At 33.1% G+C, this 17,129-nt stretch carries 26 protein-coding genes; 7 read left to right on the top strand and 19 right to left on the bottom strand.

The features are described 5' to 3' along the window. Window positions 1-12: 12 nt before the first annotated feature. From C568_RS0105420 to C568_RS0105385, 7 genes are all read right to left on the bottom strand, one after another. Window positions 13-1,665, bottom strand: a complete 1,653-nt coding sequence (locus C568_RS0105420) for a terminase TerL endonuclease subunit (protein ID WP_018780958.1) — start codon at window positions 1,663-1,665, stop codon at window positions 13-15. Next, window positions 1,649-2,170 (bottom strand): P27 family phage terminase small subunit, encoded by a 522-nt coding sequence (locus C568_RS0105415; protein WP_018780957.1) that lies wholly within the window; start codon window positions 2,168-2,170, stop codon window positions 1,649-1,651. The genes C568_RS0105420 and C568_RS0105415 overlap by 17 nt, the downstream gene beginning before the upstream one ends. A gap of 189 nt (window positions 2,171-2,359) precedes the next feature. Further along, a complete protein-coding gene (locus C568_RS0105410) occupies window positions 2,360-2,674 on the bottom strand; it encodes a hypothetical protein (protein WP_018780956.1) in 315 nt (104 codons plus the stop codon). Between the two features lie 2 nt (window positions 2,675-2,676). Continuing rightward, window positions 2,677-2,985 carry an HNH endonuclease gene (locus tag C568_RS34600; protein ID WP_018780955.1) on the bottom strand — a complete coding sequence of 103 codons (309 nt, stop codon included), beginning with the start codon at window positions 2,983-2,985 and terminating at the stop codon, window positions 2,677-2,679. Beyond that, entirely contained in the window at window positions 2,985-3,227 is a 243-nt protein-coding gene (locus C568_RS0105400; RefSeq protein ID WP_018780954.1) for a hypothetical protein, read from the bottom strand. Before C568_RS0105400 ends, C568_RS34600 begins: the two co-directional genes overlap by 1 nt. A gap of 208 nt (window positions 3,228-3,435) precedes the next feature. After that, entirely contained in the window at window positions 3,436-3,624 is a 189-nt protein-coding gene (locus C568_RS0105390; protein ID WP_231398641.1) for a hypothetical protein, read from the bottom strand. 638 nt (window positions 3,625-4,262) lie between these two features. After that, the gene (locus tag C568_RS0105385; RefSeq protein WP_018780953.1) at window positions 4,263-4,778 is read right to left on the bottom strand and encodes a DUF3231 family protein; all 516 of its coding nucleotides are present in this window, start codon (window positions 4,776-4,778) and stop codon (window positions 4,263-4,265) included. Window positions 4,779-5,123: 345 nt separating this feature from the next. Here C568_RS0105385 and C568_RS0105380 point away from each other — a divergent pair, with 345 nt between their 5' ends. Then, window positions 5,124-5,426 carry a WGxxGxxG family protein gene (locus C568_RS0105380; protein WP_018780952.1) on the top strand — a complete coding sequence of 101 codons (303 nt, stop codon included), beginning with the start codon at window positions 5,124-5,126 and terminating at the stop codon, window positions 5,424-5,426. 362 nt (window positions 5,427-5,788) lie between these two features. On the opposite strand, the gene C568_RS0105375 is transcribed toward C568_RS0105380, so the two are convergent. Both C568_RS0105375 and C568_RS0105370 read right to left on the bottom strand, forming a co-directional pair. Continuing rightward, complete coding sequence (locus tag C568_RS0105375) at window positions 5,789-6,331, bottom strand: site-specific integrase (RefSeq protein ID WP_018780951.1); 543 nt, start codon at window positions 6,329-6,331, stop codon at window positions 5,789-5,791. Next, on the bottom strand, window positions 6,328-6,798 hold the full coding sequence (locus C568_RS0105370) for an ArpU family phage packaging/lysis transcriptional regulator (protein WP_003199569.1): 471 nt from the start codon (window positions 6,796-6,798) through the stop codon (window positions 6,328-6,330). Before C568_RS0105370 ends, C568_RS0105375 begins: the two co-directional genes overlap by 4 nt. A gap of 1,324 nt (window positions 6,799-8,122) precedes the next feature. Here C568_RS0105370 and C568_RS0105360 point away from each other — a divergent pair. Both C568_RS0105360 and C568_RS0105355 read left to right on the top strand, forming a co-directional pair. Beyond that, window positions 8,123-8,317, top strand: coding sequence for a hypothetical protein (locus C568_RS0105360; protein ID WP_003208133.1), 195 nt, complete (start codon window positions 8,123-8,125; stop codon window positions 8,315-8,317). A 157-nt stretch (window positions 8,318-8,474) separates the two neighbouring features. Further along, entirely contained in the window at window positions 8,475-8,948 is a 474-nt protein-coding gene (locus C568_RS0105355; RefSeq protein WP_003208136.1) for a CDI toxin immunity protein, read from the top strand. Window positions 8,949-9,000: 52 nt separating this feature from the next. On the opposite strand, the gene C568_RS0105350 is transcribed toward C568_RS0105355, so the two are convergent. The 10 genes from C568_RS0105350 to C568_RS0105300 form a co-directional block, all read right to left on the bottom strand. Continuing rightward, window positions 9,001-9,192 carry a DUF3954 domain-containing protein gene (locus tag C568_RS0105350; RefSeq protein ID WP_003199563.1) on the bottom strand — a complete coding sequence of 64 codons (192 nt, stop codon included), beginning with the start codon at window positions 9,190-9,192 and terminating at the stop codon, window positions 9,001-9,003. Between the two features lie 76 nt (window positions 9,193-9,268). Further along, complete coding sequence (locus tag C568_RS0105345) at window positions 9,269-9,631, bottom strand: hypothetical protein (RefSeq protein ID WP_018780949.1); 363 nt, start codon at window positions 9,629-9,631, stop codon at window positions 9,269-9,271. Then, window positions 9,606-9,794, bottom strand: a complete 189-nt coding sequence (locus C568_RS0105340; RefSeq protein ID WP_003199559.1) for a hypothetical protein — start codon at window positions 9,792-9,794, stop codon at window positions 9,606-9,608. Before C568_RS0105340 ends, C568_RS0105345 begins: the two co-directional genes overlap by 26 nt. After that, the gene (dnaB, locus tag C568_RS0105335; RefSeq protein ID WP_018780948.1) at window positions 9,794-11,116 is read right to left on the bottom strand and encodes a replicative DNA helicase; all 1,323 of its coding nucleotides are present in this window, start codon (window positions 11,114-11,116) and stop codon (window positions 9,794-9,796) included. Before dnaB ends, C568_RS0105340 begins: the two co-directional genes overlap by 1 nt. After that, entirely contained in the window at window positions 11,113-12,039 is a 927-nt protein-coding gene (locus C568_RS0105330; RefSeq protein ID WP_018780947.1) for a DnaD domain-containing protein, read from the bottom strand. The genes dnaB and C568_RS0105330 overlap by 4 nt, the downstream gene beginning before the upstream one ends. A gap of 279 nt (window positions 12,040-12,318) precedes the next feature. Beyond that, complete coding sequence (locus C568_RS0105320) at window positions 12,319-12,603, bottom strand: hypothetical protein (RefSeq protein ID WP_018780946.1); 285 nt, start codon at window positions 12,601-12,603, stop codon at window positions 12,319-12,321. A 180-nt stretch (window positions 12,604-12,783) separates the two neighbouring features. Beyond that, the gene (locus tag C568_RS0105315) at window positions 12,784-13,005 is read right to left on the bottom strand and encodes a hypothetical protein (RefSeq protein ID WP_018780945.1); all 222 of its coding nucleotides are present in this window, start codon (window positions 13,003-13,005) and stop codon (window positions 12,784-12,786) included. Window positions 13,006-13,019: 14 nt separating this feature from the next. Beyond that, window positions 13,020-13,607 carry a helix-turn-helix domain-containing protein gene (locus C568_RS0105310; RefSeq protein WP_018780944.1) on the bottom strand — a complete coding sequence of 196 codons (588 nt, stop codon included), beginning with the start codon at window positions 13,605-13,607 and terminating at the stop codon, window positions 13,020-13,022. A gap of 90 nt (window positions 13,608-13,697) precedes the next feature. After that, entirely contained in the window at window positions 13,698-13,946 is a 249-nt protein-coding gene (locus C568_RS0105305) for a hypothetical protein (protein ID WP_018780943.1), read from the bottom strand. Window positions 13,947-13,973: 27 nt separating this feature from the next. Beyond that, window positions 13,974-14,165 carry a helix-turn-helix transcriptional regulator gene (locus C568_RS0105300; protein WP_018780942.1) on the bottom strand — a complete coding sequence of 64 codons (192 nt, stop codon included), beginning with the start codon at window positions 14,163-14,165 and terminating at the stop codon, window positions 13,974-13,976. 138 nt (window positions 14,166-14,303) lie between these two features. Here C568_RS0105300 and C568_RS0105295 point away from each other — a divergent pair, with 138 nt between their 5' ends. From C568_RS0105295 to C568_RS0105280, 4 genes are all read left to right on the top strand, one after another. Continuing rightward, the gene (locus C568_RS0105295) at window positions 14,304-14,762 is read left to right on the top strand and encodes a helix-turn-helix domain-containing protein (protein WP_018780941.1); all 459 of its coding nucleotides are present in this window, start codon (window positions 14,304-14,306) and stop codon (window positions 14,760-14,762) included. A 15-nt stretch (window positions 14,763-14,777) separates the two neighbouring features. After that, complete coding sequence (locus tag C568_RS0105290) at window positions 14,778-15,206, top strand: ImmA/IrrE family metallo-endopeptidase (RefSeq protein WP_018780940.1); 429 nt, start codon at window positions 14,778-14,780, stop codon at window positions 15,204-15,206. A gap of 42 nt (window positions 15,207-15,248) precedes the next feature. Continuing rightward, entirely contained in the window at window positions 15,249-16,175 is a 927-nt protein-coding gene (locus tag C568_RS34595) for a hypothetical protein (RefSeq protein ID WP_018780939.1), read from the top strand. A 67-nt stretch (window positions 16,176-16,242) separates the two neighbouring features. Then, window positions 16,243-17,046, top strand: coding sequence for a hypothetical protein (locus tag C568_RS0105280; protein WP_018780938.1), 804 nt, complete (start codon window positions 16,243-16,245; stop codon window positions 17,044-17,046). Window positions 17,047-17,129 lie beyond the last annotated feature (83 nt).

Genomic DNA, 17,129 nt, shown 5'->3' with positions numbered 1-17,129 from the left:
TCACCTGCCTTTCTAGTAAGTTCTTACTCTAAATGCACCAACAGAAAATGGTTTTGCTTCTGTTAATTCACTATCTTGTGTTAAAGCATGAGTAAAAGCAAAGAAACCATCTGTTTTCCGTTTTTCTTTATCAATCTTGCAATACTCTTTGTTACCATTTCCTTTTTCATCAACATAAACATTCCCTACATACCAACGCATTAACGGATCATCACCAAATACAATTAATTGTTTAATAAACATTTCATCAATTAAAGGTGCTAATTTTGCATGTGTAATTGGTCCTCTTCTTACAACTTCTAAGGGAATCCCTGTTTCCTTGAATTTTCCTTCTAATATAGAAGCACGGAAACTATCACAAGCGACTTTCTTGATATTAAATACCTTAGCTTGTTCTAAATACCAATTTACAACACGATCTGCATCAATGGATTTATCATAAACAATTGTACATAATCCTTTTTCTTTTGCAATTTCAATAATATCGGGGTTGATATCTTGCAATTTTAAAGCCATATGATGAATGAAAGTGTGCTGCATCCAATATCTTTTCCCATCATGTTTAAATAACAAACCAACAGAACAAAAGTCTCGAACATCTGCAAAATCAATACCGCCTACTGCATCAATACCTTTTAGATTCTCTGGAAAAGGTTGATCTGTTGCTAATCTATCTTCATAGGTTGCAACTTCTTTTCTAGAATCCTCTACTGGTGAATTCATTCGTTTTGTCATAAATTCGATACGTAATGAACTGTTTTTCTGCATATCGTAGTATTCTTGACGCATTTTTTGTTGTAAAGATGTATTGTATCGGTATGATGGATTTGCTTTTTCCCACATTTCTTCACTATCTACTTCTGTTGGATCATCTAGTTTACAAATGAACGGAAATAATGTGGAATCTGGCAACTCTTTATTTAATACTGCTCTTGCTTCTTCTTTTAAATCATCCAGAACACCACCACGAACATAACCATCTGTAGAAATATAGAAAATACGTGGATCTTTCTTTTTACCAAGACCAGAAGTGAATACCTTTATATTCTTGTAATTGTCATATTCATGTATCTCATCGAAAATAACAATACCAGAACGCTTACCATCTTTTGTTCTAGCATTCGATGTATTGTAGTTCATTTTTGATTTTGTACGCTTATGTTGAATCAATGTTTGAGATTTATAAAAATTCTTCTTCATTTTTTTCTTATGTTTTGGATCATCTAAAACATTGTAAACATCTTCGAATGAAGTTTTTGCTTGATCTTCTGATGTTGCAACAATATCAATATCGTAGTTTGGTATTCCATGATGAGATGTCAGCATAAAAAAACTATCGTAGCCCATCCAACCATTTTTACCAGCACCACGCCCCAATAAATTTAAAAAACGATCAAACATCAATCGACCGTCATCATAACGAACGCCAAATATAAATGCATTGCAAAACTTCTGCCACGGGAATAATTCAAAAGGAAAATAAGGTGCTGGAACACCCACTGATTTTTCAATTACTTCTGCATCTATTACAACGTTTGGTTGATCTAATTTCCATCGTAGAAACTCCATAAGCTGTTTTTGTTCTTTACAAGCTTGAATCTCTCCGTTTTCAACCATTCGCATGTAATCATCAATGTAGGGGTGATAATTATACGTCTTCGTCATCATCCTCATCCTTATCTACTTCTGTTGCTTTCAATCCTAATTCAGCTAAAAGTTTCAACATTTGAGCATTTGTTTTATTTAATTCACCGATGCTTTCATTTTTCTTTTTCCCCTGTTGCCTTCCATTAGACCACTCAACAACAACCCCTCTTTCTTCTATATCTAAGATAAGATTGTTTTTAATATCCCAAAGTGCCATATAGTCAGATACTAAATCTACATAATGTGCACCGAATGTTCCGTTTTCCTGCAATTGATTCATCAGATCTTGTTTGATGGTCTCTTTTAGCTGATTAATTTTCGGTTTTGGTTTTGTGTGCACCCTTCTCTTTCTTGTTGCAACCTTTTGTGTTTTGTGTGCACCCTCTCTTTGCCAGTTATATCTTTTTTTCCAGGACTTGACGGTATTCATAGAAACAGAATATTTTTCTGCTATATCCTTATACTTCATACCGCTTAAATAGTCACTGTGAGCGGCTTCTTGAGGTGTCGCATTATTATTCATCCATATTCACCACCTCTTTCCATACATCAAATTTGAGGCGGTTTTAAACGAATTTAAAAAGGATGCACCCTGTATTTTGTGTGCACCCCTCCCCCTCACGTGAGAAAATCAAAAAATATTTTTTCCGACGTCCCCTCCCCGTTGAATGGTTCCCCAGAAAAAAAGCTAAAATTTTTGACCGGGGGGGTTTTAGGAAACTAATTCAAAGTATGTTTCGATAAAATCTAAAATAAAAAAGACTTCTTCACTAGAAATCTTTAGAATATCTATAGTAAATTTTAATTTCTCTTCATCTTGCGATCTTTCTCTTACATCAATAAGTTTAAGTCGTTTGCACTTCCTTGGATTAACACAGTCTCTTATCTGACAGTAACGCCAGTAAGAATACTTTCTAAACTGATTCAACATGTCACGTTCATATGAAGTTCGTTCTTCCTTATCAGTATCAGCATATTGAATCATTAAGCCAGTATCGAATGTCCAACTACCATCCACAATAATCATAGCTACCACCGTTCCTCATTCAAGAACTTAGGTTTTTTCTTCTCAATCTTATCTAACCGATCATGTACTTCATTATGACATCGAATGCATAAACATTGTAAGTTATCCAAGTCTAATGCTAAATGTGGATGCGTCTTTACTTCTTTAAGATGATGCACATTCTCAGCAGGTTTGTATTTACCTTTTGACTTACACATCTGACATTCATAGTTATCTCGCTTTAAAGCTTTAAGCCTTAGCTCTCTCCACTCTTTAGACTTGTAGAACTTCATAAGTTTTCCTTCTCTTATGAGTTTAATATAGTCAATCATTAGCACACCATCCTTGCTCGTACACAGATAGGCTTACGATACATAACCTGTGATCTTATTACTTTATGTTTAACGTATCCATATACTGGACGCTCTGGACGTTCCAACTTACACTCCATATACTTTGCTGAAAGTTCTTTAATTTGTTCCCAGTAGCTAGAAAACAACTGAGAGATTACTTTATATAATTCATACGCTAACTTGTTAAAGGCTTCTCTAAGTGATTCAATATTAATGTTCATTCCTTCACCCCTTAACCTTCTTTATCCTCACCAATGCGATAACCAAAATATACTACTAATAAAGTAACAAGTGTACCTATGAAGTATCCCATAAGACCTCCTAACCAAAACACCCCATCACTTCCTCACAATAAAATAAGACGCTAAACCGATAACGGCAGCGCCTAGGATAATTGATATTGGTTTAATCATTATGCTTAATGTTCTTTCATTCTTGAAGGCATGCTAACTTTTCTAAAAGATCATAATAACTACCATAAGAATCTATAACTCCTTTACATGGTCCCACTGTCAAGGCGCCTTTAGGGTCTTGCTCTTTCCACTTCCTGCTAGCTTCTTCCATAATATATCCAAGTTGATGTGTATTGTTAGCAATAAATCGTTGTATTTCGTCCATCATTTATCTTCCTTCCTGTTAAAACTATCCGCTTTATATAATAAAAAGAGCACCCGTTTCCGCGAGCGCTCCTTTTAAGGGATTACGAGAATCCCATTAACGAAAGTCAAGGCTACTAAAGTTAATGAAGGTACAAGTAGTATATGCTTGTCTCATTCAAATGTTCACTAGTTTAATGTGTAATTTCTATATAACAAAGAAAAGCACCCGAATGGATGCTATATCACTACTTATTAATTTGTAATTTAAATACGGTAAATGAAGTTTTATTCTTTTCTCAAGAAGCCAATGTTGTTTGCACAACTGCATCTACACAGTATCAAGTTCCTGAGAGAAGAGCAAAAAGCCCTCCTATATTAACGAGATCATTCAATCAATACCATTAAAGCTGGTTACGGATTTTAAATTATGCCGTCAATATGAAGCCGTTTAGAATTATAAAGGTATCCTTGTGAGAAGTGTTTTCCGCCACTTCTCACAATACAAATATAACATGGTGATTCTAAAACAACCGGCACATTTACGGCCAAAAAGCGGTCACGACTCTGCCACTTATTTTAATTCGCCAATAACCTTTATTTCCCTAGACAAGCCCACTGCAACAACCATAAAGAATAAATTGAATTTCTATTAAGGTGTTATGCTTGTTCTGATTGTTGAACATGTAATGGAGGCGGAATAATCCAACCTTTTTTCTTATTCAGACGAAGTAATATAGCTCCAGCTTGTGCTTTTTTCATATGGAATTGACCAAACATCATTCCTACATCTTCTCGAAGAGATTGTCCCATTGCTTGGCTACATGCTACTAATCCAGCAGCAAGATCCATGGAAACTTTAGCTGCAATTTCTGCATCATTAATACGAGCACCTGGAGGAATCGTTTCAATAGATGCAACTGGTCTTTCTGGAGGTGCTGGTGGTAATGCAACACCATTTAATTTTAATAAATTTTTTAATTCTTCAACTTCTGATTGGATATCATTCTCTACAAGATTTTCTAAAAATTTCTTTAAATCCTCGTCTCCTGTGTGGTTAATAAGAACTTGATATCCAGCAATTGCACCTTGTGCCGCTGCAAGATAACTCCAAATCCCAAAGACTTCTCCGTAGTGCATTGGTTCATTTTGTGGATTTCCACTTAAAACACCCATTAAAATATTCCTCCTTAAAGAAATTAAACTTTTAATAACAACTCTTACTATAGAAAAAATTTTCCCAACCATGTTCCGGGTTAAAGAAAATAAGTTCTTATAACTCATAAGGCACACCTTACCCATATATAGTAATTACACCTTATAGAATGTACTGCTACAAAAAAATTATTCATATAAATAACACATATATTTCAATTAACATAATCCATTATTATCAGTACTTTTAATAATAGAAATTAAAGATATTTATCATAATTTTAACTCAAATGAATTTATATATTCTTAAACGAATATTGTCTAAAGGAACTGGAGACATTACTAAATATGAAAGGAGGGAAAACCATGAAGAAAAAACTGTCATCTATTTTAGGTGCCCTATTACTAACTATTTTGATTTTTGGTACAAGCGTCCATGCTGAATACGATGGATATAATACGGATAGAGTTAACAATAATAATATTACAACTCGAGTTAATGACGATAACATGAATAGAGTTAATTATGATACTAGAACTCGAAATGTGAATACAACAAATGATTTGAATAATAATCGTAAAAATAATAATTGGGCATGGCTTGGTTTATTAGGACTAGTAGGTTTATTCGGTCTTAGAAGAAAAGAAAAAGAACCAGAAAGACGTTAATGTAGAACATTGCATTTAACTTAAAAAGATACTTATTCATCAAAAAAATGCAAAATGAATAAACTATGAATCGCCTTTAATAAGGCGATTTTTTATTTTTTCAAAATCAATAATAATTATATAAAAACGGATACTATTCAATGAATTTCTTAACTTGATGGTAATAGAGTGGTACGTCCATTTAACGAACAACGCTTCTTTTTTATACCGTCGCTTCACTTACCCATATCTTATATTTTGTGTAACTGCTCCAATTCCTAAATCCCTTGTCACGCTTAACTTTATCAATCCTTTCATTTTGAGTTACACAACACATAAAAAATGGTTAACTGTAAAAAAACAAAAAAGAAAAAGGATGTTTGCTATATCTTGAACTTAGTCATAGCCTTATCCATTGCATCTTGGTTAACACCAATATATCTTAATGTGACTCTTTCGGATGAATGATTGAATATCTCCATAAGTAGAGCGATATTCTTTGTCTGCATATACATATGATATCCAAATGTCTTACGTAGTGTATGAGTTCCTATTTCATCTAATCCAAATTCCGCTGCCGTACTTCTAAGTATCTTATATGCCATACTGCGCCCAATCGGTCTATTCTTTCCTTCACGGCTCTTAATCAAGTAATCATTATCATCCCTTTCTTCAATGTACCATCGCAATTCTCTCTTTAATGCTGGTGTCAATTGAATACGTTTCTGCTTGCCTGTTTTCTTTTCTCTCATTGAAATATGGCTACCTTTTAAATCACCAACTCGTAGCTTTAAAATATCACTAATACGTAAACCTGTATTAATTCCCATTACAAACAAAATATAATTGCGTTCATTATTTTCCTTTAGATATTCTTTAATTTGTTGTATTTGCTCTGGCTCTCGAATAGGTTGGACAAAATTCATAGATCACCCCCTCCATAATGCTTTTCTACCTCATATGCTTCTAATCTCAGAGCGAAAGCTAGTTTATAAAAAGCATTAGACTTATTACGTCTATATGTGCGCTCACTCATGCCAATCTCGTTATAAACCATATAATCAAAAACTTCTTCATCTTCTAAATAACGTTTTATAATAATGTCTCTTTGATTCTTACTAAACCTACTTAATGCCTTGTCGATCTGAAAAGATAGGCGTTTTAACCTTTCTTCTCTTATACTTAATCCTATATTCGCTAAAGCAACATCTTCAGCTGGTTTCCCTACTACATTTGTTGGTCCATGATATCTTATCTCACCTGAAGCTGTAACCTTCATTTCATTTCTAATCATCCCAAATTGTCTATAAATACGAACGTTTTCAAGAACCTCTTCTAATCGAGATTGTGTTGCTTTACGGTCGATTTTTGGTAAGAATGTCAATTGTGTCATATATATAAACACTCCTTATCTATTTTATTAATGAAAATAAAAAAAGCGGACACCAAACCACAGAGCAATATTGTTATTACTCTTAATAGTTTGATGTCCGCTGGTTCTTCCAGTAGGACTAAATATTTAATTTCTATTATTATATCATTTTCTTTCGTCTTAGTAATTTTTAAAAGGATTATTTTGTTCAATTTCTGGATAGATGTTAATATTCTTCATAAAGGAGGTCTATTGATGAAGAATTTATGGACAAAGATTTTTATAGGTGTTCTCATAGGAATTCTTATAGGAACTGCTCTTTTAATAACATTATATTTTGTTAGTGTTTCACTTTTTTGGAATCAGCCCTAAATTAAAAGTGTTTTAAAAAACTACTATTAAAAATATCCTCACGTTTATTTAACGAGTATTCCGTCAATAATGTAGATAGGCTGTATGCCAAAACTCATTTAAATTTCTTTCTCCGTCCCCCTTTTGGAGATACCTTGGAGCCGAACAGTTAGCTTTTGCTAGCTGCTCTTTTATTTAAAATGCAATTTTTATTTTCACCTTTAACTGATACACACATATATTAATAATCTACATACAAATGTTAACTAGCTCCTTAAAGAGCACTATTCGAAAGTGCTCTTTTCTGATACAAAAATCTAAATACCAAAATGAATTTTTTATTATTCATCCTTTTCATCCCTGTATAACATTTCAAATCTCGTTTATACCATAGCTGTAACTTATGGAAATGAGGCATATTCACTCATACGCTCGACTTTTATAGAGGGCTTTTTTATAATTTTGTTAACACCTTCTTGAGATTAGCATATCTTATACTACTCATTGATTCAAAGAGCACTTTGGCTCAGTGTTCTTTGACACCTATCTTTTGAAGAGCACTGCATACCAGTGCTCTTTTTTGCGTATACATATTGTGATTTCAATTATTTAATTTTCACGCTTACAGCGACACCAACGTATACATATAAAAATAAGTGAAAACCTATTAGGCATTAGAACTCTCTTTCTAGGAGCATCTTAAAAAGATGCCCTTTTTACATATACAAGTCAGATATCAAATAGCATTTTTGCTGATTTTTTGAACCTTTAAATAAGACAAGCATATGATATTGTATGGAGACCCTCTCTCATAAGAACCTATTTTTCTAAGAGCACATTTATATGTGTGCTCTTTTTTATTTGCTACAAAATAACTATTTTATTAAGTTTCTCAATTTACTAAAGTAATGCTCTCGAAAAGGCATTCATATATATATTTATCGAATGCGCTTTGGAATTCTTAGAAAATCAAATACTTTAGGAGTTGATTAACATGGAAAATAAATCACCAAAATTAATAATTCCTCCTGACACGAAAATCCAATTTACATTTTTCTCTCCTTCTGGTGAAGTAATTTTCAAACAATCTCTAGCAAACGAAACTTTAGAGTCCATCATACTTCCTATTCATTGTCCTATCGAATACGAAAGACTTGAAGCTGTAAGAATCCCATTATCTAAAGAATAGCTCCCCATAAAGGTTTACCCAAATCCCCCTTAATTGCAAGGGATTTTTCAATATAAAATAACGCTTTTGTTTAGTTCATAATTTAAAAAATTCCTTTCCTAAGTACTGTTTCTATATGCTATACTGATTCTTAATTAATTGTAGAAGGATTGATAAAATGAATGATAGATCCTCAAGACGATGGCAAATGCAACAAAAGTTAAGAGCACTGAAAACAAAAAACAGGAATAATACAAATCCTTTGTTTAATGAATGTCTTGAATCCCTAGGAGACGAAACTTTAATTTTCTCTCAGGGAAAAAGCCAGCAGATTGCTACTAATTTAATAAAATCATTTCCTATAACTGTCTCTGGAAAAATAGATTGGGAACAGATAGACAATCAATTAGTAGTTCCAAACAAAGAACGACTAATTTCCCTTATTAGAGCACACAAACTAGATTTTAATGAACAGATTTTTATACTATGGGATAACTATGAAATCCCTGTAGTAGGTACAAATCTTGATAATGTATTCCAATCACTAGCTGACGTTGATGCAGTCAGTTTTTATTACTGGTTATTAGATAAAGAATATAGATTCGTAATTGAAATAGAGGATGAAGAAATGATTAGGGTTGGATTTCGCTAATAATCTACTCATCTTTCCTTATTCTGCTTTTCTACAAAATTCAAATTTGGTATTAAATCAACTGCGTCTTCCGTTCATCCATACGAGTTACTTTTCCACTTTTATATACAAAGGACTGTTCCCCGTGACCACTTGTGGGTGGCTCTATTGGATGAACTTGTCCATCTTTCACAACATAAATCATATTTTCTACTAATGAAATTTCAGCCTTCATTTCTGCAATGTTTTCCTTGATAATTGCCACCGAAACCACTCCTATATGTGTTATAATTACTTTGTCGAATAATTATGTCGGGAGCAATCTTGGCTTTTTTATTTGCCTATAAATATTGCACAACGTTTTCTGGAATAAATGATTGTTCCAAGGATAGATGAAGTCGTATTGATATCGGTTCTTTATTATCTCTTGCCTTCTTACAAAGTTCTTCGGCTTTTTCCCATTCAAATTGTTTATCCTCCGCTCGCTTATAACGCCAAATCCCAATTGTATATTCCTCAAACATTTCATATTTCTCACTAGGAGCTGTGGTAAGCTTTAGCTCATCAACTGCCCTTGCTTGGCTTGGTATTTGAACAACCACATCAGCAAAACGTACTTGAGAATTCAACCGATGCATATGCGCTTTCTTAGGATCAAATGCTACTACTGGCTCAACATCAAATATTGTTAGCTGCTTTGGCATCGCTCTGTCCCTCCAATACATGCAAGCCTGTTGTTAAAATCCCTTCAAGTTGAGTTAATGTTAATTGATCTAATGTTTTCTCGTTTATTTCAGATAACCCTAAACTAAGTAATTTACGAATAATGAGCAATTTCCGTCGTTCAACTTCCTGTCTTAATAACATCACTGTACCTCCCGTTGGTTATCATATCTTCTCTCTAAATTAATGAATTTGCTAAACTCTTTAATAAATGCAAGTTCAACTGTACCAACAGGACCATTTCTCTGCTTGGCCAGAATAATTTCAGTTATGTTTTTATTCGCTGTTTCTGCATCGTAATAATCTTCACGATATAAAAATGCAATCAAATCAGCATCTTGCTCAATTTGTCCTGTCTCACGTAAATCAGATAACAGAGGACGTTTATCTTGTCTGCTCTCAACAGCACGACTTAACTGTGATAAAGCAATTACACATACATCCAATTCCCTAGCCATCAGTTTCAGCTTCCGGCTAATCTCGCCAATCTCTTGCATACGATTCCCTCTATGCTTTGGATCACCAACAATAAGCTGTAAATAATCAATCGCTATTAATACCTTTTTATCAGGATGCTTACGTTTCAGCTTCCTGGTTTTCGCATAAATTTCTTGCATTGTTACATTTGCCTTATCGTATATTTCCAGTGAGAGATTGTTAATCAATCCCATTGCTTGGCTGATTTTTTCCCAATCTTTGATATTGCAAAGCTTCTTAGGATTTTTCATTTTGGTTGCATCAACGTTACCAGCACTAGAAATCATTCGTTTGAGCAATTGTTCCTCTCCCATCTCTAACGAAAAGATTCCAACTGCTGTATCCGAACTTGCGGCATGATAAGTAACATTTAATACAAATGCTGTTTTCCCCATTGCTGGACGTGCACCAACAATGATTAAGTCTCCTGCTTGTAATCCAGAAGTCATTCGATTCAAATCGTTGTACCCAGTGTTTATACCTGTTAAATCACCAACATCGATTTGCATTTTCTTATATAGTCCAACAAGCGTTTCTTTTAAATCAAACTCACCTGAATAACCTGTTTCCTCTATCGCATTTAGTTCATCGATTGTATTGCTGATCGCACTAATATCTTTGTCTTTCTGAAGACGTTTATATAAATCACCAGCTACCTCTTGAGCATGTCGCATTTTCCATGCTTCTATCACAAGACCTTCGTGATACGAAAAGTTTTTTGTTGTCGAAACGCTCTCAGCCAAATTAACTAAAAACTGAATGCCACCAATTTGATTTATAAAACTATCCAATTTTTCAACTACAGTCACAAGATCTATAGGACTTTCAGCATCTTCAAGCTCTCTCATTGCTTTAAAAACGGCTTGATGTGTTGGAAGAGAAAAGTGATTTGGTTTTAACTGACAATCCTTTATTAGTTCCCCTTCCATGATGATGCTACCTAAGACACTTTGCTCCGCTTCTACATTGCGAATGACTTCGTTACTCATTGCATCATCCATCCATTCTGTTGGTTAAGTGCTGCAAGTTCCTCGTCTGTAGGAATGTTTTGTTTCCATGATTCCTGCTGCTGTAACACTTGCTTAGTAGATTCAGACATAGCTGCCGATTGATATACAGGTTGTTGCTTTGCTTGTGCTGTTCGTTTATCACGAAATGCTTTATCAGCTGCCTCAACATCACCTACTGTTTTCAAGCCTTTAAGATGCCAATCTCGTAAAATCGTATTTACGTAAGACATGTTTCTAGTATTTTTCTCTAAAGCAATCTCCATTGCCTTAACAACTAACTCTGCATTTAAGTCATCTACCCATGCATTAATGCCTTCTGCGATAAAAGGTGTAATGAATCCGAAGTTTTGCTCGTAAAAAGAACTTGGATTAACAACAACCTCTTCCGCATTCGCACGTTCTTCTTGTTGTTGTTCTTCTTTTTCTTTTTCTTCTTCTTTTTCCCCACTTATCGTGGACGTATCGTGGCACGTATCGTTAACAGCAAGAAAATCTTCGAAAATAGCACGAATTTTATCATTTTTAACTTTTGGAGTTACTAAGCTAATAAGACTAATATCTGTTACTCCATCAAGTTCTTTGCGAACACAATCTTCAATTGGTTTACCGCCTCTATTAAGGTTATATTTACCCCAATTGATAATTGCTAGTTCTCGTGTTTCTGGATTGTATTTAACCAATTTATGATGATTTTCAAAACGATCTAAGAGTGCATTAATACTTTCCATGGAGTATCCTAAATCAAAAGCCATTTGTTTCTTTGTAATTTGATATACACCAATTTGTGTAGTACATGGGTTTGTAAGAAGATACAGATTGAATAATTTATCTTCTGGAGTCATCTCCTCAATAACTTTTGCATCCTGCCAAAATGAAACTTGTACTGGTCTATAAACTGCCATGTTATTCATCCTTCCGTTTACATATCGCAAATCCGTCCTCTATACGTAATAAGCGATAATTTTTATAACCTTTTTAAGATATTGCTTTACTAAATAAACAAGGTGCTGTTCTGACTTTACCTGTTGGACAACCTTGGGATTTAACAACACTCTATGTAATGTTTTGTCTAAAAGCATACAATACACTCCATTGTTATAACGTTTATGATTTGGTATAATTAACTTAACTAAAATTTACCAACCGCTATTTATCTATCACTCGGCAAAGTGATAGATTTTTTATTTCCTATGACTTACCAGCGAAGCGTTAACACCTTTAGAACAAGATCCTTTAATAATCACACAATAACTTTTAGATACTTCATGTTCTTCTTTTACATTACGAAGCATTTTGAACTCTTTTACACAGCGATTAAGTTCTTCTTCCCAGAAATTCGCTTCCTCATGAGATTTAGCGTTGAACATGTTGTAAATGCATGTATTCATGCAATCATGAAGTTCATTTGCAAACGAAAAGTCTCCTAGAAGAACAAGATCATGAAGACAATTATATTCAGTTGTCATGGTTTCCACCCCTTTTCTATGTAAATGGATGCTGTACGCATCGTTACAACCAGAAAGGGATATCTTTAAAGGGGTTGGATAACAATCCTTTCTGGTCATAACGACAAGCACAGTGGCTTGTCCAAATAATAAATAAAATGGTATAATTACTTTGTAGAATATATTGCGAGCTACTGTTGTCTAGGCGGTAGCTTTTTCTTTTGCCCATTTATGTTTTAAAGTAAATGATGCCTCAATAATTTTGATTCGAATTCCTACTAACTTTTTCTCTTGTTGTAATTCTCCTGACTTTTTATCATCACCAAATGTTTTAGCTATTTTTATTTCACCAGTTAATTTTGCATCATAACGAATTAGTTCCTTATATTCTCTTAAGCTTGGATTCTTGTAATCTACTGTCATTTACATTTCCTCCTTTACAAAACTTTTGTTAAAGTCATTAAGCTATCCACCGATTGAATAATAACGTTTTCTGACATAGCCTTTTGCAACCAGCTTTTTTGTATTTGTTCCATAATGCCAAAGTGTACTTGTTCAAGAGCTTGTACCACACATTGAGTAGCTTGGATTGTATCGAAGATTTCTTTTGCATGAACTGCGTATTCATGTTTCTTCTTTTCATCCAACTTCCATGAGCGTGTTGTAATTTGTAAATTCATGATTTCCTTCGCTGCCGCAATCCCCTCTTCGGCTTGCTTTATGTAATTCATAAGTTGTAAATTTACATCGCTTGTTAAACGAGGATCTGTTGGTGGTAATCCTACACCGTAAATATGTTTAATTGCCTGTTTATTTAATGGTGCTCCTGTTGCATCACACCAATCCATTGCTAATTCAAAAGGCACTTTAGAAAAACCAGATTCAATATTTTTTAAACGTTCGTAAGTAATGCCGAGATACTCTGCTAGACCTTTCTTTGTTCGATAATGTGCATTTTCACAACATTCTCTAGCATTACGTAGCAATCCGCCTATAGACGAATTGCAATATATACTTGTTCCCATATTTGTTCGCCTCCGTATTAAGTTGTCAAAGGATTACAATAAAGTTTATAGAATACATAACTTGTCTATTTTTTATGTAAAAAAGAGGAATTAATCCTCGATACTTTCTTTTGCTTGCATTTCTTTGATGATGGCCCAACCAGCCTCGTAATATGCTTGAAGGATTTTATCAATTTCCTTTTGTGGTTTAGGTTCAGGAGCCACAACATAAACTTTCGTTTTCCCGAATTCATAAGACGCTGCATATTCTTCTTGTTGGCTCATGATGTCACCTCTTGAAGTGCTTTTTACATTTGTATGCTGCTGATCTGTTGGTACTGCCATTTGAATCGCTGTCATCTTTCCACCTCTTTTGTGCACCATAGTTTACATATTATCTAAAAAAATATCTTCAACTCGTTTATTTAAGGCTTTAGCAACTCTGATTGCCGCTCCAACACTAGGCTGAACCTTTAAATTTTCAATATTAGACAGATAAGGTCTCGATACCTTTGCTCTTTTAGCTAATATATCTTGTGACATATTCAGTTGTTTACGAGCACTCGCTACACGATTCACTTAATCACCACCTTGTATTCATTTGATTACAAAATAAATTGCACTCCATTGAATACATAACGTCAACCATGAAATACAATGTTTTTTTAGCTTTTTTGTAAACGATAGATTACAATTGTATTCAAGGAGGAACAGACTATGAAAACATTAGGCATGATGATACGAGAATACCGTCAGGAACATAACTTGTCATTACGAGAATTTGCTACACGCTGTCAATTAAGTCACTCTTACATAGATAAATTAGAAAAAGGTGTAGATCCTCGAAATGGTAAACCTGTAGAGCCAACATTAACTGTTATCGAGCAAATCGCCAAAGCAATAAATAAGGATAAAGCTGATTTATTAGAGGGAATTGGCTATCTTAGTAAACCAACAAATATTACATTAACTTCTAAAGAAGAACGTGATATTGCACGTGATTTAGAAAAAACACTAGAAGAATTGGAAAATAACAATGAGGCCTTAATGTTTGATGGAGAACCAATTGATGAACATACAAAAGAAATGATTCGAATTTCTTTAGAAAACTCAATGCGTATGGCAAAACAATTAGCTAAACAAAAATTCACTCCAAACAAGTATAAAAAAGATTGAATGGAGCGAAATTAGATGGACATCAAAGAATACGTACTAAATATCGCAAAAAAATATGAAACAAATAACCCTTTTGAAATTGCCAGGCAAAAAAATATTTATGTGTTGTATGAAGACTTAGGGAACACCCTTGGTTTTTACAACACTTATAAACGAATTAAATTTATTCATATTAATAATCAAATTGACGAAATAACACAACGATTTGTTTGTGCCCATGAGCTAGGACACGCATTACTTCACCCTAAAGCGAATACTCCCTTCTTACGTAATCAAACATTCTTTTCCGTAGATCGTTTTGAAGTTGAAGCAAATACATTTGCTGTGGAGTTACTATTAACAGATGATTTAATTTATGATTACAGAAATACAAATCTTTCAATTCAAGATATTGCTGAAATTCATGGAGTGCCAAAGAACTTTGCATGTTTAAAAACCTATTAATAGGAAATTAAAATCTGCCTTTACAAGTTAGGAGTTGTAACAATGAAAATATTTTTTTCACTTTTATTTGTAATAGCAATTATAGCTACCTTCGTTTTATTAATTACCTCATTAGTATTTCGTTTCAAAAAAAATCCAAGCGCGAAAAAGGTTTTGAAATTCACTGGAATAGCTTTTATTTTATCAATCGTTTCTTTGGTAGGCGTTGATATGAACACAACGCCACAAGAAAAAGAAGCACTTGCAAAACAAAGAGCCGAGAAACAAAAGGCTGAGGAAAAGAAAGAGACTAAAGAAAAAACAAAAGAAGAACAACAGAAATTAAAAGAACAGAAAAAAGAAGAAGAGAAAAAACTTAAACAGCAAAAAGAGCAAGAAGAAAAAACAAAAGAAGAAGAACAACAGAAATTAAAAGAACAGAAAAAGGAGGAAGAGAAAAAACTTAAACAGCAAAAAGAGCAAGAAGAAAAAGCAAAGAAGGAAGAACAACAGAAATTAGAAGAACAGAAAAAAGCTGAGGAAAAGCAAAAAGAATTTGTTTCCTATGCTCAAAATATTAGAGGCGGAAATTTTATTAAAGATATGAAGCTTAATAATAATGAAGCTGAAATTATGTTCTATGATTCCTATGAATCTTATAAATCTGTAAAAGCTGATAGTAACATAACTGAAGCTCAATATAAGCAATATTTTTCATCCGGAGATGCCATTGAGAAAATGTTTGTAAGTGAACCAGCTAGATTACTAAGACAATTTCCAGATTTGAATGCCGTAACAATGACTCTTCCATTCGACGGAAAAACTTATAGTACCAATTTAGATAGAAAATCATTAAATGAATACATTGGATTTAAAATCGAGGAATTAAAAGTTGAAGATCAATCCTGGGTAAAAAAATTTAATACTCCATATGTTTATAACAAAATTAAACGTAAAGCATTCTTTGAAAAATTCGTTATTGTTCAATAAAAATATAATATTGCTCCAAATTATAAAAAAGAGTTAATAAATATAGGCGAAAGGAGAGTACCACTTGATGACAGAATTTGCAAACGAAAATTTTTGGAAGACTGTCGCTTCAATCACTACAGTAGTATCTGCTTTCTTACTTTTATTTAATCACTTTATTACTCTAACCAAAACAAATGATTTTGATAAATTATTTTTCGACAAAGTAAAGAGAGCTAAACTAGAAATCCTTAACTTTATTCTAGGTACACTTTTAATTACTTCATGCTTATATGTCGGGTTTTCTATCTTAATACATGTAGTTGGTCATAACGCTTTTAACAGTATTCGAGACATATCGAATACTTTATCAATAGAAAAAGATTTAGTGATAAATTTTTTTCTAAATACTATAAAAGCTAGTTTCTTTTTAAGTTTAATTTCAATGGTACTTTTATACATTGTCTCCTGTTTTAATGAAGTTCAAAAGCATACTATCAAATACTCTACATATTTTGTTTTTGGTCATATAATCCTTGGATTACCTTTTTATTGTTCATTATTTGATAGTGTTATTTTCCATAATACAGAAACCAATCTTATAGAATTTCTTATTGCCTACCCAATTTTGTCAGCTATGATATGTACTTTTATAATCCTACAACGTAATCGATTAAATCAACCGAAATTTCTTATTACCATAGTGCCTGAGGAAGAAATTAAAGACAAGAAAATAATTCATAAATATGTGATTGATGACAAAAAAATACTCTGCTCAATTGAACCAAATGATAACTATAATGTTTTCTATGTATGCGATTTCTCTTCCCAAGTGTATCTAAAATATGAACGTGTAAAAAGTAATCGATCTGGAGTAATTTCAAATAAATAGAGCCCTTTTATAAGGGCTTTTATTTATAATCACTTCTTTTGCTAGTTTACTTTTCGTATAATAACTACTAATAAGGAGGTCTA

The organism is Bacillus sp. 95MFCvi2.1 (assembly GCF_000374965.1).
Classification (GTDB): Bacteria; Bacillota; Bacilli; order Bacillales; family Bacillaceae_G; genus Bacillus_A; species Bacillus_A pseudomycoides.
Note: the sequence above shows the minus strand (reverse complement) of the source record. Positions and strands in the feature narration are given on the sequence as shown.

Bases quoted from the DNA above. Each gene is read 5' to 3' on its own strand.
- C568_RS0105400 (WP_018780954.1), bottom strand. From the start codon at position 3,227: ATGAACATTAATATTGAATCACTTAGAGAAGCCTTTAACAAGTTAGCG.
- C568_RS0105415 (WP_018780957.1), bottom strand. From the start codon at position 2,170: ATGAATAATAATGCGACACCTCAAGAAGCCGCTCACAGTGACTATTTA.
- C568_RS0105410 (WP_018780956.1), bottom strand. From the start codon at position 2,674: ATGATTATTGTGGATGGTAGTTGGACATTCGATACTGGCTTAATGATT.
- C568_RS0105330 (WP_018780947.1), bottom strand. From the start codon at position 12,039: ATGGCAGTTTATAGACCAGTACAAGTTTCATTTTGGCAGGATGCAAAA.
- C568_RS0105340 (WP_003199559.1), bottom strand. From the start codon at position 9,794: ATGTTATTAAGACAGGAAGTTGAACGACGGAAATTGCTCATTATTCGT.
- C568_RS0105280 (WP_018780938.1), top strand. From the start codon at position 16,243: ATGACAGAATTTGCAAACGAAAATTTTTGGAAGACTGTCGCTTCAATC.
- dnaB (WP_018780948.1), bottom strand. From the start codon at position 11,116: ATGAGTAACGAAGTCATTCGCAATGTAGAAGCGGAGCAAAGTGTCTTA.
- C568_RS0105360 (WP_003208133.1), top strand. From the start codon at position 8,123: ATGGAAAATAAATCACCAAAATTAATAATTCCTCCTGACACGAAAATC.
- C568_RS34595 (WP_018780939.1), top strand. From the start codon at position 15,249: ATGAAAATATTTTTTTCACTTTTATTTGTAATAGCAATTATAGCTACC.
- C568_RS0105355 (WP_003208136.1), top strand. From the start codon at position 8,475: ATGAATGATAGATCCTCAAGACGATGGCAAATGCAACAAAAGTTAAGA.
- C568_RS0105385 (WP_018780953.1), bottom strand. From the start codon at position 4,778: ATGGGTGTTTTAAGTGGAAATCCACAAAATGAACCAATGCACTACGGA.
- C568_RS0105380 (WP_018780952.1), top strand. From the start codon at position 5,124: ATGAAGAAAAAACTGTCATCTATTTTAGGTGCCCTATTACTAACTATT.
- C568_RS0105375 (WP_018780951.1), bottom strand. From the start codon at position 6,331: ATGAATTTTGTCCAACCTATTCGAGAGCCAGAGCAAATACAACAAATT.
- C568_RS0105390 (WP_231398641.1), bottom strand. From the start codon at position 3,624: ATGGACGAAATACAACGATTTATTGCTAACAATACACATCAACTTGGA.
- C568_RS34600 (WP_018780955.1), bottom strand. From the start codon at position 2,985: ATGATTGACTATATTAAACTCATAAGAGAAGGAAAACTTATGAAGTTC.
- C568_RS0105320 (WP_018780946.1), bottom strand. From the start codon at position 12,603: ATGACAACTGAATATAATTGTCTTCATGATCTTGTTCTTCTAGGAGAC.
- C568_RS0105345 (WP_018780949.1), bottom strand. From the start codon at position 9,631: ATGCCAAAGCAGCTAACAATATTTGATGTTGAGCCAGTAGTAGCATTT.
- C568_RS0105305 (WP_018780943.1), bottom strand. From the start codon at position 13,946: ATGACAGCGATTCAAATGGCAGTACCAACAGATCAGCAGCATACAAAT.
- C568_RS0105310 (WP_018780944.1), bottom strand. From the start codon at position 13,607: ATGGGAACAAGTATATATTGCAATTCGTCTATAGGCGGATTGCTACGT.
- C568_RS0105290 (WP_018780940.1), top strand. From the start codon at position 14,778: ATGGACATCAAAGAATACGTACTAAATATCGCAAAAAAATATGAAACA.
- C568_RS0105420 (WP_018780958.1), bottom strand. From the start codon at position 1,665: ATGACGAAGACGTATAATTATCACCCCTACATTGATGATTACATGCGA.
- C568_RS0105315 (WP_018780945.1), bottom strand. From the start codon at position 13,005: ATGACAGTAGATTACAAGAATCCAAGCTTAAGAGAATATAAGGAACTA.
- C568_RS0105295 (WP_018780941.1), top strand. From the start codon at position 14,304: ATGAAAACATTAGGCATGATGATACGAGAATACCGTCAGGAACATAAC.
- C568_RS0105370 (WP_003199569.1), bottom strand. From the start codon at position 6,798: ATGACACAATTGACATTCTTACCAAAAATCGACCGTAAAGCAACACAA.